At 45.5% G+C, this 14,877-nt stretch carries 13 protein-coding genes and 1 riboswitch; of the genes, 9 read left to right on the forward strand and 4 right to left on the reverse strand.

The window, feature by feature from the left end; genetic code table 11:
* The first annotated feature begins 271 nt into the window (after positions 1–271).
* From F0261_RS06555 to F0261_RS06565, 3 genes are all read left to right on the forward strand, one after another.
* On the forward strand, positions 272–817 hold the full coding sequence (locus tag F0261_RS06555) for an NUDIX hydrolase (RefSeq protein WP_171337518.1): 546 nt from the start codon (positions 272–274) through the stop codon (positions 815–817).
* 65 nt (positions 818–882) lie between these two features.
* A complete protein-coding gene (locus F0261_RS06560) occupies positions 883–1,650 on the forward strand; it encodes a class II aldolase/adducin family protein (protein ID WP_014948258.1) in 768 nt (255 codons plus the stop codon).
* A gap of 55 nt (positions 1,651–1,705) precedes the next feature.
* Positions 1,706–2,890, forward strand: coding sequence for a mandelate racemase/muconate lactonizing enzyme family protein (locus F0261_RS06565; RefSeq protein WP_014975676.1), 1,185 nt, complete (start codon positions 1,706–1,708; stop codon positions 2,888–2,890).
* A 70-nt stretch (positions 2,891–2,960) separates the two neighbouring features.
* Here F0261_RS06565 and F0261_RS06570 read toward each other — a convergent pair whose 3' ends face one another.
* Together F0261_RS06570 and F0261_RS06575 are read right to left on the reverse strand one after the other, a co-directional pair.
* On the reverse strand, positions 2,961–3,836 hold the full coding sequence (locus F0261_RS06570) for an amidohydrolase (RefSeq protein WP_171337519.1): 876 nt from the start codon (positions 3,834–3,836) through the stop codon (positions 2,961–2,963).
* A 72-nt stretch (positions 3,837–3,908) separates the two neighbouring features.
* Complete coding sequence (locus F0261_RS06575) at positions 3,909–4,700, reverse strand: SDR family NAD(P)-dependent oxidoreductase (RefSeq protein WP_171337520.1); 792 nt, start codon at positions 4,698–4,700, stop codon at positions 3,909–3,911.
* A gap of 338 nt (positions 4,701–5,038) precedes the next feature.
* Here F0261_RS06575 and F0261_RS06580 point away from each other — a divergent pair, with 338 nt between their 5' ends.
* Positions 5,039–6,799: an acyl-CoA dehydrogenase family protein gene (locus F0261_RS06580; protein ID WP_171337521.1), complete on the forward strand. Its 1,761-nt coding sequence runs from the start codon at positions 5,039–5,041 to the stop codon at positions 6,797–6,799.
* A gap of 94 nt (positions 6,800–6,893) precedes the next feature.
* On the opposite strand, the gene F0261_RS06585 is transcribed toward F0261_RS06580, so the two are convergent.
* Positions 6,894–7,439: a DUF3016 domain-containing protein gene (locus F0261_RS06585; protein ID WP_014948252.1), complete on the reverse strand. Its 546-nt coding sequence runs from the start codon at positions 7,437–7,439 to the stop codon at positions 6,894–6,896.
* A 123-nt stretch (positions 7,440–7,562) separates the two neighbouring features.
* Complete coding sequence (locus F0261_RS06590) at positions 7,563–7,934, reverse strand: hypothetical protein (RefSeq protein ID WP_014948251.1); 372 nt, start codon at positions 7,932–7,934, stop codon at positions 7,563–7,565.
* 480 nt (positions 7,935–8,414) lie between these two features.
* Between F0261_RS06590 and ccoG the strand changes: the two genes are divergently transcribed.
* The 5 genes from ccoG to F0261_RS06615 all read left to right on the forward strand — a co-directional run bounded on the left by ccoG (position 8,415) and on the right by F0261_RS06615 (position 14,825).
* A complete protein-coding gene (ccoG, locus tag F0261_RS06595) occupies positions 8,415–9,845 on the forward strand; it encodes a cytochrome c oxidase accessory protein CcoG (protein WP_014975671.1) in 1,431 nt (476 codons plus the stop codon).
* The gene (locus F0261_RS06600; RefSeq protein WP_061439538.1) at positions 9,842–10,825 is read left to right on the forward strand and encodes a serine/threonine protein kinase; all 984 of its coding nucleotides are present in this window, start codon (positions 9,842–9,844) and stop codon (positions 10,823–10,825) included. Before ccoG ends, F0261_RS06600 begins: the two co-directional genes overlap by 4 nt.
* 119 nt (positions 10,826–10,944) lie before the next feature.
* Positions 10,945–11,197, forward strand: a riboswitch (cobalamin riboswitch).
* A gap of 88 nt (positions 11,198–11,285) precedes the next feature.
* Positions 11,286–13,208 (forward strand): TonB-dependent siderophore receptor, encoded by a 1,923-nt coding sequence (locus F0261_RS06605; RefSeq protein WP_216600737.1) that lies wholly within the window; start codon positions 11,286–11,288, stop codon positions 13,206–13,208.
* Between the two features lie 308 nt (positions 13,209–13,516).
* Positions 13,517–14,149, forward strand: coding sequence for a thiol:disulfide interchange protein DsbA/DsbL (locus tag F0261_RS06610; RefSeq protein WP_014948248.1), 633 nt, complete (start codon positions 13,517–13,519; stop codon positions 14,147–14,149).
* Positions 14,150–14,234: 85 nt separating this feature from the next.
* A complete protein-coding gene (locus F0261_RS06615; RefSeq protein ID WP_014948247.1) occupies positions 14,235–14,825 on the forward strand; it encodes an HD family hydrolase in 591 nt (196 codons plus the stop codon).
* The last annotated feature ends 52 nt before the right edge of the window (positions 14,826–14,877 follow it).

A 14,877-nucleotide genomic window follows, 5' to 3' on the forward strand; every position in this document is an offset into this window, starting at 1 on the left:
TTTCAAATTCCCAGAATGAAGCTAGGAAGCTTGCCAGACCTTCCCGAAGGGCGAGTTTAAAATGTCCGTACTCTTTGTTGTGTCACCTTGATGTAGAGCCACTACACCTGCGGTAACACGCCGCGATTACGAACATTTTAACTCTCGCTGAGTGGGTAATGATCTACGCGGACTGGTATTAGTTGTGTTATATTTGCGTAGAGTCTGTCATTTAATATTGATTATTTTTAAAACAATCACAAACAGCTTCTAGAGTATTTTACCCAAATCGATGGTCATCTTATTTCGCTTATCAGCTATATTCGCTGTTTTAACGCTTTTCGCATGTTCACAGTCTTCACCCAACGCGCCGGTTTGTCGCGTTTCCGATAGGCTTTTATCTCAACAAAACCAAGTTGGAGAAAACAGTCCAGTCCCTTTGATTGCTGCCGCGTGCCTAGTCAAAACAAATAACAAGGTACTGTTAGTAGAACACCGTCTTTCAGGTAAATTGGATTTTCCTGGTGGAGGGGTGCTTGAACATGAGTCGGTCGCCTGTACTGCACACAGAGAAACGTGGGAAGAAACTGGGTTCAATGTTGAAGTTACCCAATATTTATCCACCACACCTAATGGATTGGCTATATTTGGTTGTGATTTAGATGCTGGTATTGAGACCCTTCCAGACGCCTTCGATGCGCCTCCTTGGGCCAAATTAGAGATAAAAAAACTCGTAAAAGCCGACCCCTTTACCCTTGACCACGACGCAATGCGTTTCGCTGACGATCTTATTCCCTTGCGCGATGGCTACACCCAATTCGATATAACGCAGCACTGACAAAGCATTGTTCATTGTTGCGGGTATTGGTAAATTGTCACCATGAAAAGAATAGGAGAAGTGGCTTGTTTTCACTGCCAACCTTAAGCCTTAAAGGCAAAGTATCTGAACAAGAATGGCAAACTCGTGTCGATTTAGCAGCATGCTATCGGTTAGTGGCAGATATGCGATGGGGCGACCTTATTTACACGCATATCTCAGCTAAGGTACCGGGCACTGATCATTACTTGGTTAACGCCTTTGGCCTGACGTTTGACGAGGTTACCGCCTCTAACCTGGTTAAGGTCGATTTAGAGGGTAACATCCTTGACGATACACCTTACGGCATAAACCCCGCTGGCTTCACCATTCACAGTGCTATCCACGAAGTGCGCCACGATGCCCAATGCGTTATTCACCTGCATACACTAGCCACAATCTCAGTCGCATCTGTCAAAGGCGGGCTTAAGCCCTGGAGCCAGTATTCAATGTTTTCGCTACCTTCACTTTCTTATCACAGCTACGAAGGTTTAGCCGTTGATGATAGTGAAAAGAAACGTTTGCAGGACGACCTTGGCGACACTAATCACATGCTTTTGCCTAATCACGGCGGTCTAACCCTTGGCCCCACCGTTGGCGACGCCTTTATGCGCTTTTACGATTTGCAGCGAGCGTGCGAAATTCAGCTTGCCCTGATGCAGTCTAATGAAGAGGTTATCGAGATACCGCAAAGCATTATTGATGGCATATACGCACAGGCTAATGTGGTTCACAGCGGCGAAACAGGCGGCCAAAAAGCATGGCCTGCCATGCTTCGCAAAGCTTACAAACTAGACCCGGGCTTCTGCGAATAATTTAGCTTAACCAGCTAAACGCCAACTTATTTCAAACAGGAATTGTTTATACATTATGAAAGTGACCAAAGTAGAAATTTTTGATATCGAATGCCCTAAACGCCCTCAGTGGAACCCAGTTTTCGTACGCGTATACACCGACGAAGGCATTACCGGTGTGGGCGAAGCAGGACTGGCTTATGATTGGGGTCACAGCGCCGCTGCACACATGATTAAAGAAATTGCCGAAGCCATGCTGATTGGCTTTAATCCTTTTCACACTGAACTGCTGTGGTCGAGAATGCTGCGCGAAGGCTTTTGGGGATTAGGCGGCGGCCCGGTTATTTATGCTGCGATGAGCGCTATTGATACTGCACTTTGGGACATTAAAGGCAAAGCGCTTGGCTTACCGGTTTACGAATTACTGGGTGGCAAAACTAATGGCAAGCTCCGTAGCTACGCTAGCCAGCTACAGTTTGATTGGGACAAAGAAGTAACCAAGCTTAACGATCCCGCTGACTATGCTCGCGCCACCGAAAAAGCACTTAAAGATGGTTACGATGCGGTTAAAGTTGACCCCATCGTTTACGATAAAGACGGCAACACCCATTTCGACAGAACCAAACTATTCACTAAGCCCGAGCTTAAACTTTTCAAAGCCCGCCTTCAGGCGATTAGAGACACAATGGGCGAAGATGGCGACATCATCTTTGAATGTCACAGCCTATTAGGTGCATCAACGGCTATCCAGCTGGGTGACATCGTTGAAGAAATTGGCTGTCTATATTACGAAGAGCCAGTGAATTACCTTAACTCGAAGCTTCACGACAAAGTAGCGAAGAACGTGAATGTGCCTATTGCGGGCGGTGAGCGCTTGTACCACCGCTGGGATGTACGCCCTTACCTTGAAGACCAATCTATTGATGTACTTCAGCCTGACGTTGGCCTTTGTGGTGGTTTCACCGAAGCGAAAAAGGTGTGTGACTATGCCGACATTTACGATGTACGTATTCAGGCTCACGTTTGCGGAGGCCCTGTAGCGACAGCGGCAAGCCTGCATCTAGAAACGGCCATTCCAAACTTCTTAATTCACGAGCACCATACCTACGCTATTAAAGACTGGAACCGTGAACTTTGCATTCAAGATCCTCAGCCAGTAAACGGCTTCATTGAAGCGCCTGACACACCGGGAATTGGTATCGATCTAAACGATGAGGTGGTTTATCGCTCGCCGCACATGACGGTAACTGCGCTTAAATAAAGCTGAAATCCAACGGGTTTATTGAAGGCAATAAACCCTAGGCTAGTTCAGCAGCTTAAGTAAGCTAGCTTTATGCGATGTCGTACCATCGCTTCGCATTTTCGTGCAGCAGCGCCGCTTTTTGAGTTACAGAAAGCGGCGTTGTCATATCAATGAACCCATGCCAAAGCGCGGCATACGGCATTCGCCACTGACATAGCGGGAAGTTGCTGGCAAACATCATGTGATCTGTGCCAACGGTGTCCAGCAAGGTTTCAAAAATATAAGACGCACGCTGCCACAGCCAACGGCGATCTTGCATTTCTAATCCTGAGAACTTAAACACAACTTGCTGCGTTTCATTCAAGTCGCGAATACTCTGCCGCCATGTTTTAAACGCAAAGCTATTTACATCAATTGGCGCTATTGCGGCATGGTTTATAGCCACTTTTAGCGAGGGTGTTTGTTCTAGTACCGTTAGCAGCGCATGCACAGCATTGCTATCTGCAAGATTTAACTGCGCTTCAAAAGACAAGCCTTGCGACGCCATATGATGAAGCCCCCATTTAACCTTAGGGGTGCGTAAAAGTACTTTAGCATCGTCATCTAATATGTGACGAAGCCCACGTATTGACTGGTACCGCTTTAGCTTGTCGATATGACTGCCAACATTATTTCCCGTTAAATCGATACACCCAACCGAACGGAATGGCAGCGTACAATGACGCTCCAAGAACGCAATTTCACGCCAGGGTCTTTCGTTGTCGTAACCCGCTTCAATGTGAACAAAACCGCCTAACTGCCCTAACGACGCGCAATAGAGCATGTGCTCTGTAGTATGTTTTGCAATCGCTTTTTTATCTGGCCAAAAGGGGGCATTGGCTGGTTTCAGCCAACCATAGTGCCCTTCGTTTAAGGCAAAGAAGTGAATATGAGGGTCTATCCAAGTGATTGAAGGCTTGCTCATCTTTGTTTATAAAACCTTGGTTTATGCTATTGCTGATAAGGCATTTCGCGTTGCTTTTCTGTTCAGCTCTTTCTATTGTGCTGTGTAGCCCCCATCCACCGCATACAAGCTACCCGTGATGAACGACGCTTTGTTGCTGCATAGGAAATAAGTCAATTCAGCTACGTCTTCGGGCTGGCCCAAACGTCCAATAGGTTGTGCAGCGGCTTCTTCTGCTACCACTTCATTTTTATCTGCCCCAGAGCGTGCCACGTAATTATCAATAGCGTTATGAAATAGAGGTGTTTCGATAGTACCCGGGCAGACCGCGTTAACGCGGATATTATAGGGTGCGTAGTCAAGCGCGGTGGTTTTCGCCATAGACGCCAATGCACCTTTGCTGACCCCGTAGGCGAACGAATTGCGCTTTCCAATAAAGGACTGATCTGAGCCCATCACCACAATCGCGCCGCTGCCCTGCTCTTTCATGGTTGGCAGGCAAGACTTAATCGCGCCATACGCCCCTTTTACGTTCAAGTTTAGTACCTTATCAAGCAGCGCTTCATCAGTGTCTTCAATGGTTGCTGAAACATGTATACCGGCATTACACACCAATGCGTCTATGCGTTGATAAGAACTAATAACCTCATTCACCGCGGCTTCAATATTACGCACAACACTTACATCACACGGCTTCCAGATAGCATTAGGTAGCGCTTGCTCAAAGTCTCTGATATCTAAATTAATGACTTGATATCCGTTTTGACTAAACAGCTTGCAGACTGCAAAACCGATACCCAAGCTTCCCCCCGTTACAATGCAAACCGGGCTCTGCGCATCATCATTGCTATGTTCAAGGTTTTTCTTCGCGCTTTCTGAATTCATGTTTTTATGTACCGTGTTGCTTGTGCGTATGTGAACGGGTTATTTCAATGTAGGCTAAGCATGCCAGTGAGAATTTGAATTGCAAGCGAGCTTACCACTTGAGTTCACTTTTCTATATTAACATCAATGCGTCAGTCATCATCATCAGAGCCTGTGTGACCTTTACTGCACATTTAAGTCTTGGTAAACCTATGTGTTTCTCTCATATCAGTCCGCATAGATCATTACCCACATCATCCAAATTTATTATTAACTTTCCTTTAACGGACTATTCGGACTACGCTTTTTGTGACTATAATAGACAAAATTAAAACACTTGTTTGAAAAAGGAGTCATCCATGCCTCTGTACCACGCCCCTACGACTGATTTTCAGTTCTTGTTAAAAGACTGGCTTGGACTTGATGCTCACTACGAAAAGCTCGGTATCAGCGACTTTGATAGCGAACTTGCCAACGAAATTATTGCACAGGGTGCAAAGTTTGCTTTGGATGTGGTTGCCCCTCTTAACCGTGAAGGCGATGAAGAAGGCTGTACGCTAAAAGACGGCAGCATTACCACGCCTAAAGGCTTCGCTGATGCCTATCAGGAATATGTTGCTAACGGCTGGAATGCAATGCTAGGTACTGCCGAGTACGACGGGCAAGACTTGCCGTACACCATGGCTGTGCCTGTTCACGAAATGCTAAACGCGGCGAACTTAAGCTGGCGTTTAACCACCATGCTTACTGAAAGCGCAACACTTGCGGTTACTAAACACGCCAGTAAAGAATTAAAAGATATCTACCTTGCTAAGCTAATCAGCGGTGAGTGGACAGGTACCATGAACCTGACCGAACCTCATGCAGGAACAGATTTGAGCTTGCTTAGTACCAAAGCAGAGCCACAAGGCGACGGCAGCTATAAAGTCACCGGAAATAAGATTTTTATTACCGCAGGCGATCACGACTGGAGTTCGAACGTTATTCACCTTGTTCTAGCTCGTCTGCCTGATGCTCCCAAAGGCGTTAAAGGCATCAGCTTATTCTTAGTGCCTAAGTTCCTTCCAGATGCCAGCAATGAGCCTGGCGAGGCGAACAGCTTGTCAGTAGGAAGCATCGAACACAAAATGGGGATCAAAGCGAGCCCGACTTGCGTGATGAATTTTGACGGTGCAACGGGGTACCTTGTAGGTGAAGAAAACCAAGGCCTAGCATGTATGTTCACCATGATGAACGATGCACGCTTCCAAGTAGGTCTGCAAGGTTTAGGGGCGGCAGAAGCCTCTTACCAAGGCGCGCTGACCTATGCCCGCGAACGCGTTCAGTCTCGCGCACCTCAGGGAATTCAAAATCCAGAAGGCAAAGCAGACCCGATCGTCTTTCAACCTGACGTAGCGCGTATGTTACTTACGCAGAAATCACTGATTGAAGGCTGTCGTGCACTTTCACTTTTCTATGCCAAGTTTATGGACGTTGAGAAGCTTGGTGAAGGTCAAGAAAAAGAAGATGCCGACAAGATACTTCAGTTTTTAACGCCAATCTGCAAAGCTTTTATGACGGATATGGGCCTTGAGACCACCAGCCTAGGTGTACAAGTATTTGGTGGTCACGGCTTTATTCGTGAATGGGGTATGGAACAACTTATGCGCGACGTGCGCATTGCTATGTTATATGAAGGCACCAACGGTATTCAGGCGCTAGACCTTATTGGTCGTAAGCTTACCCGAGATGGCGGTCAAATGATGGAAGCGACCTATAATGCGTTTAACGCTTTGGTCAGCGACATTCAAGACAGTGAGGCGAAGGGTCTGGCTCAAGGAATTCTTGATGACTGGCGTGCATCTTCAGCCGATTGCTTAGGTATGGATGCCACCACCGCTGCAGCTGCTGCTTGTGATTACTTGGCATACAGCGCCTATTCATTGATTGGTGTACTGTGGTACAGCATGGCCGACAAAGCGCAGGCATCAGGTAATGCAGTACTTGCAGCGTCTAAGATGAAGACACGTGACTTCTACATGGAACGTATATTAGTACGTCGCGATGCGCACAAAGCCGCTTATAAAGCTGGCCCTGGAAGCACCCTTGCAATATCAGGTAATGAGTTTGATTATCTGTAGGCAGCTTATTCTGCTATAGCCCGTGAAATATGGGCTATGAACGCAAAAAAGGTCACTATATGTGACCTTTTTTATTATGATTTGAACGAAACTATTAGTCGTTCGCTGCTACTTGGGTTGAAAAGGTATCTGAAAACCAATCATTAAGCATCGCTTTTTCATAAGAAAGCGATTCCGTGCGATTGCGACGAATATTCGACTCCATAAAATCCATATCTTTAAGTTTCACATCTTCACCACTTAAAATGACCTGACCGTCGGCATTAGCCAACGAGTAGCTGAATGTCATTCTAGGAATATCAACGCGCTTAATGATACGGACGTCGCTACCGGCGCCGTTACCGAAGCCGACAAACTGGCTTGGCCAAACCTGACCAGCTAAATCAACATTTGTTACTGTCATTGACAGCACTTGCGACTCAGGTAAATCACTGGCCAAATCTACAATGTGTTCTTCAAGCTCTTGTAGCGTTCGTTCGCGGAACCGTTTACGAGATTCATTGGTTGGTCTTACATCGCTATAAGACTCAGGTTCTTCCCACGTTATCTTCACCTCAGCGGCTTGAGTGGGAGCAAAAACGGTAAGGAGTCCCACCGCTGTGGCGCAGCTTAAACAAGAAAAAGTACGTAATTTATTCACTTTTATGCTCCTAAATTCAGTCGTTTAAACTATGAGTTAGCAAGACATTTAGAGAAAGCTTAGCATGCAGCAATTGTCGGCTTTTATATCAGCTTTATATTTAACCAACCTGGTTAAAATTGGCTAGTCTCGCTTTGCTACTTGCATAACTGACGACTGTTTAATGATTAGGCATAGTTGAACGCGTTTAGTTCCCGTAAAGTTGGGGTTTATATCGTCCTTTTCACAATAGGTGTGATAAAAACGTTTAACGCTTGCGCTATCAGCGGTGATTTGCTGAACATATGTTTGCTGGTAAGGCTTTAAGGGACTCAGCTGGATATTAATTTTATCTTGTAAACTACGCAGTTCCTCTCGCTCCGGTAAGGTGGCAATTGAAACTAGCCATTCAGAAAGCGAGTTCTGGATATCTTCAAAGAGATACTGAACAAAAGGAGACCGCAGCACAATTACCAAAACAATAATTTCAGCAGCGATGATAAAGAACCTTAACATGACTTCTCAGCTAACTTTGACAGACGTTTACTACAAATAGCGCCAATTTTTTAGCACCTTTCTCACTATGTGCTCAACTACACTTTGCCAATTTACATTTTCACAATGCTCACTGTACACGATTCAAACGGTAATTGACCACATTATTATCGACGATAATAGGGTCATATCGGTTTACCTGTAAATACAGCAAACTATACTCATGTATAGTAGGTAAAGCCTAATCGTCGATGTTGGGCATCAAATGGCATCTGGCCGTTATATTAATCCTCATTATTCACGTAGCTGTATTTAACTATTTACAAAGTTACATAGACTGAGGAAATCAAAACAAAAAACGACTTACGTTCTGAAGTTTCAGTATTGACTGAAACTTTAAAAAGATACACCATACGCCGCATTATTGATCTACATTAAATATGACGTTTTGAACGCAGTTATACTGCACAGGCAGTTCGTTACGTCACATAAGGTTAAGCTATGAATGAACAAATACCGGTAAAGACCGTTACACCGGTAAAAGTACATAAACCCAAAGGTGGACCTGAGGGTAAACGCCACGACTCTCGTAGCCGTATTTATGTGCGGGCTGTACAAGGCCCTCTGGAGACGTTTAGACGCATGTTTGGCCTTTTCTTTTTGGGCCTCTTTGCCATCATTCCATGGATTCAGTACAACGGGCATCAAGCCGTGCTACTCGATATTGGTGAGCAGCGATTTACTATATTCTCACTAACCTTATGGCCTCAAGATCTCACTTTGTTGGCCTACATATTTATTGTTTCCGCCTTTGCGCTGTTCTTCGTCACCACTTTCGCTGGTCGAGTGTGGTGTGGATTTATGTGTCCTCAAACAACGTGGGTATACATTTATACGTGGTTCGAAGAGAAATTCGAAGGCCCTCGCAACAAGCGTATAGCGCTAGATGCACGCAAAATGGATGCAGATAAATTTTTGCGTAAAACAGCTAAGCACACCGCTTGGGTATTGGTAGCGCTGTTAACGGCTTTAACCTTCGTTGGCTACTTTACGCCAATTGATGAACTGTTTATCGATTTTGTAACATTTAACACCAGCTTCTGGGCAGGTTTATCGGTTATTTTCTTTGCCGTATGTACGTACGGAAACGCTGGCTACATGCGCGAAATCATGTGCACGCACATTTGCCCGTATGCGCGTTTTCAGTCTGCCATGTTCGACAAAGACACGTTTACTGTATCGTACGATGCAAAGCGTGGAGAGCAACGCGGCCCGCGACCACGCAAACTTAGTCACGAGCAAGTAAAAGAAAAAGGGTTAGGCGACTGTATAGACTGCAACCTGTGTGTTCAGGTATGCCCAACCGGTATCGATATTCGAAATGGCTTACAATACGAATGCATCAACTGCGGCGCCTGTGTTGATGCGTGTAACGGTGTTATGGATAAAATGGGTTATCCTAAAGGCCTGATAAGCTTTACCTCTGAAGAAGAACTAGCTGGCGGTAAGACTCATATTTTACGTCCAAAGTTAATTGGTTACTTTGTTGTTTTAGTGGTGATGATAGGCTTGCTGTTTGCCAATATTTGGATGCGCAGCCCCACCGAAGTTGACATTATCCGCGACAGAAACTCGCTATACCGCGAAACGAATGAAGGGCTAATTGAGAACGTCTATACAATAAAAGTACTTAACAAAACACAGCAAACCCAAACCTACTCTATTGCTGTAAAAGGTTTGCCTGACTACAAGTACATTGGTGAGCAAACTGTAACAGTTGAAGGCGGTGCGGTGTATAGCACGCCAATTTCAGTTGCAACTGACGCCTATAATCTGGAAGATACGGTTACCGATATTTTTATCAGTGTAACCACCACTATTGATGGGGAAACGGTTACTGTTGATGAGCCAACTAAGTTCCTTTATCGATGACAGATTTTTCATTCTCTGGGCTTAGCCCAGACACCATATTAGATGCCCTGGAAAGTCAGGGCATTTTTCTTCAAAGCGGTTTACTAGCACTAAATAGTTATGAAAACCGCGTCTATCAGTTTTTGGCTGAAGACGGTCAGCGCTATGTAGCAAAATTCTATCGCCCAGGTCGATGGACCGACGCTCAAATTCTTGAAGAACACGCGTTTGCTGCAGAGCTAATCGACAACGAAATTCCATTGGCTGCGCCCATTTCTCTCAATGGCAGCACGCTGCATCACCACACCGTGGCCGAAACTGACTATCGATTTGCGTTATTTCCTTCGGTAGGCGGCAGGCAATTCGAAAATGACAACCTTGATCAACTCGAATGGATGGGGCGTTTCATTGGCCGTATTCACCGCGTGGCCCATGCTAAAGGGTTTGCACATCGTCCCTCGATTGATATTGAAAGTTACCTCGATGAGCCGAAGCAGGTGCTTACGCAAAGCACACTGCTGCCAGAGCATTTAAAGACAGCATTTTTTGCCATACTTAACCCCGTTATTGATGCCACGAAAAAAGCGTATAAGCCAACATCAAGTATTCGGCTTCACGGTGATTGCCACCCGGGCAATATATTATGGCGCGATGGCCCTACTTTCGTTGATTTAGATGATTGCCGCATGGGCCCTGCTATCCAAGATTTGTGGATGATGCTAAGCGGCGACCGCCAACAACAGCTTTTGCAGATCGATACTTTGGTTGAAGCATACGAGGAGTTTCACCCGTTTGACACTGCACAGTTGCCACTTATTGAGCCCCTCCGCGCTATGCGAATGGTGCATTACATGGCATGGCTTTCACGACGCTGGGAAGACCCTGCTTTTCCGCGGGCATTTCCTTGGTTTGCTGAAGACAAATACTGGGAAGGCCAAATACTTGCTCTGAAAGAACAGCTATCGGCCCTTCAAGAGCCTCCCCTGAAATTAGGATATTGAGCCAGCCCCTTTACTGCTGAAAAAACGCTTTTTCGATGACAGTTGTCGATAATCTTATGGCGGTTACGAAAAAGCGTAAGGTATAAGAAACCGTATTCGCTATCACTTTTTAACTTAGATATAATCGACAGTGTGTAGGTGCTCTTGTCTAGCTCCATATTAACTACGGCGACAAGGGTTAAACGGGAAATCAGTGAAAAACTGATGCTGCCCCCGCAACGGTAAACTCAACGCGTTGTCGTTTTCTTTTCATACGCCACTGTCTTTTATGCGTTACGTATTAAACGCCATTAGATGGGAAGGCAAAAGAGCTATTACATTTTTAGTAATGGTGAGTAAGCCCGGATACCGGCCTGTACTTCATGGTGTCGTTTGCTTGCTCACATCCATAATTAAGCAATGCGTGCACTTTCCCTAATCATGTGCTCGGGTGGAGCGCATCAAAGACAACATAAAAACCATGCGTACACATTTTACTAAAGCAGCCCTTAGCGCTGCAGTTATTTCGTGCTTAAGCACACCTGCCTTTGCTCAAACTTCTGACCAAGATATTGAAACTTTAACAGTAACAGGCACGCGTTTGCCTATTTCGTTAACCAAACTTCCTGGTTCAGTATCGGTGCTAACTGAAAGCGACATTAAAGCTTCGGGCGCACTTCAACTTACCGATCTAATTCGCGGCCTACCTGGCGTTAGCTTGTCTCAGTCAGGCAGTCCTGGTGGCTTAACAGAGCTGCGCGTGCGCGGCGGTGAAACCAACCATCTACTTGTTTTAATTGATGGCGTTGTTGCCAACGACGTAGGCCAAGGAAGCCTAGTTGACCTTGCTCACTTAACTAGCGCAAACGTGGTGCGCATAGAACTTCTTCGAGGCCCGCAGAGCGCAAGATGGGGCAGCGGCGCTATCGGTGGTGTATTGAGCATTACTACGAAATCAGGCCAGTTTGCCGATAATGCGTCACACGTAGACTTCTCTGCTGGCGTTGGCACACAAGGTACGTTGCAGGGCAGCATGAACGCGCGCTCGCAAAGCGATAACGTAGGTATTTCTGCATACGCCAGCTACATACGTACCGACGGCGACAACGTATCTCGTGTTGGTAACGAAGATGATGGCTACGACAACATGACCGCTGGCATTAATATTAATTATGCCGCAACGTCGGAGCATACGTTAATAGCTAACCTTCGCACGGTTCAGTACGAGAATGATTACGACGGCACTGATTTTGTGACGACAGGCCTTCCTGCTGACTCAGATAACGTGACGGATGGTTCACAAATTAGTGCGAAATTAAGATGGGAATTTGCTCCGGAAAATACAGGTTATCGCTCAGCGCTAAGTGCGCATTATCGCAAAGATGATAATGATAACACTGAGTCAGGTGCAGACACTGGCGGAACCACTGGTGAGCGCATAGAGTTAAACTGGACAGGTTTCTATACCATGGATAACTGGGATTTTGCTGGCGGTGTTGAATACCTACAGCGCCTTTTTACCCAGCGCGGCCCAATTGCATTTGGCGATCCGAACCAGAAGCAGCACGACAATACTTATAGCGTATTTGCCGAGACAAATGGTCAGCTAACCGAGTCGCTAACCGCAACACTAAGCGCACGATTCGACAACAACAGTGAATTCGACAATGCCGTAAGTTATCGCGGTGGCCTTACCTGGCAGCTTAACGATTACTACGCTGTTTTTACCAGCTATGGTAAAGCTGTTAAAACACCCACCTTCACCGAGCGCTTTGGCTACTTCCCAGCAAGCTTCATCGGCAACCCAAACTTAGAACCTGAAACCAGTGAAGAATGGGAAATAGGCGTTAAGGCAAACTGGAAATCACTGTCTGCACAAATCAGCGCATACACTACCGACCTTGAAGATGAAATCAATGGCTTCGTATTTGTGTCAGATTTGGGTGCATATAGTGCCGATAATATCGACGGTGAAAGCTCGCGAGAAGGTATTGATCTAGAACTTAACTGGGACAGTGGCTATGGTGATTTTACCGCAGCGTATAGTTATCTAGATGCGGAACAAACCGACAATGGTATAACAACCACTGAACTGCGTCGTGCCCGTCACCAAGGCTCATTAACCTACAACACTGACTTTGGAACGGAGAAGTTCAGCTTCTACACCAAGCTAGCTTACACAGGGAGTCATTACGACACCTTCTTCCCTCCTTTCCCTGAACCGTCTCAGACTCTGGCGCTGTCAGCCTATACGCTTGCAACCGTTAATTTAGGCTATCAGATAGATAAGCAGTGGCAGGTCTCGTTGAAGGTCGACAATGTATTTGATACTGATTATGAAGACATTGTAGGTTATGCAGGCCAAGAGCGTCGCGCTCTACTTTCAGTTAACTACAGCATGTAAGTGATGTAACGTTAATGAACCTTCTGTTGAGCGTTGCTTAAAGGCAAAACTCAACGTGAAATCAACAAACAATAAAGGGCTATACATGGTTATAGCCCTTTTTCTTTGAGTTTCTGTTAGGACCTGATGATTCAGACTCTGTTCATCATGCGTATATAAAATACTGCATTTACCTAAACCTTGAGTCGCGTTTTTTAGTGAGCTTGTCGCGTACTAAGGCATTGAAGTAGAACAGGTCCTAGTTAAGCGAACAAGCCTGTGATAATCTCGGTATCGATAATAGTTTTTTGAACATAGGATTATATTCCATGAAAAAGTTTGCAGTAATGTTTGTCATGGCAATGCTTTTGCCACTAACAGCATGCGCTCAGGAGCCAGCGTCTAAATGGAAAGAAGGTACGCACTATACTGTGCTTGATAAAGAAGCCACAGATAAGCCTGTTATTACTGAGTACTTCTCATTTTGGTGCCCTCACTGCTTCCAGTTCGAACCAATTGTTGCGCAAATTAAAGAAAAGAAAAGCGACGGCACGAAATTCAATAAGGTGCACGTAAACTTTATGCGTTTTACTGGACCTGAAGTTCAAGACGATGCAACTAAAGCCATGCTAATTGCGCGCGCTATGAAGCAAGAAGACGCGATGAACGGCGCTATTTTTAACTATATCCACAAGCAACGTGCATCTATCACTGGCTTGAAAGACCTTCGCAATATCTTCGTTGTGAACGGAGTAGACGGTGAAGAGTTTGACAAAATGGCCAAAAGCTTCGGCGTAAATAGCATGGTGCGCAAGAATCAACAGCAAATTGATGAGTATCGTGAGCACTTAACTGGTGTGCCAAGCTTTATTATCAACGGTAAATATCAGCCTACTTTCACTGCTGACATGACCTTCGACGACATCGCTGACCTAATCGTGTGGCTATCTGAGCAAAAATAATTTGGTTAATAACCAATACACTCATTAGACCTTGAATAACTAAATGGGCGCTCAGGCGCCCATTTTTACGCCTTGGAGCATCCCAATGTATGCAGTAAGTGACTTTGCTGACTTTATCTGTGAACTTGACCAGCTAAAAGCAGTTAAGCGCCAGATCACCCTTCCCTGTGATAACTATCGACAGGAAAACTCCGCAGAGCACAGCTGGCATGTTGCATTAATGGCAAATATGCTAAGCGAATATGCGGCTAAACCCATAGATGTGACCCGCGTTATTCGCATGATCCTTATTCACGATATTGTGGAAATTGATGCTGGCGACATGTTTGCTTTCAATCATCAAACAGATCACGACGCACAAGCCGAGAAAGAAGTAGCTGCCGCTAAGCGCATTTTTGGTTTATTGCCGAGTCCACTTAGTAGTGAAATGCTCGATTTATGGCTTGAGTTTGAAGCAGCGGAAACCGCCGATGCAGAATTTGCAAAATCAATGGACCGCGTACTTCCCGTATTTCAAAATATGAAAGACAACGGAGGAAGCTGGAAGCGTCACGGTATTGCAAGGGAGAAAATTGAGAAGCGTAATGCTCACCTTAAATCTTGCGCACCGGCTTTATGGGACTACGTTATGCAGCAGCTTGATGTGGCCGTTGAAAAAGGCTGGCTAAGTCAGTAACGACTCAGCCAGACCTGTAGTATTAATTACAACATAACGTTGTAATAGTGTA

Source organism: Alteromonas sp. 07-89-2, from assembly GCF_013113925.1.
Taxonomy (GTDB): Bacteria; Pseudomonadota; Gammaproteobacteria; order Enterobacterales; family Alteromonadaceae; genus Alteromonas; species Alteromonas macleodii.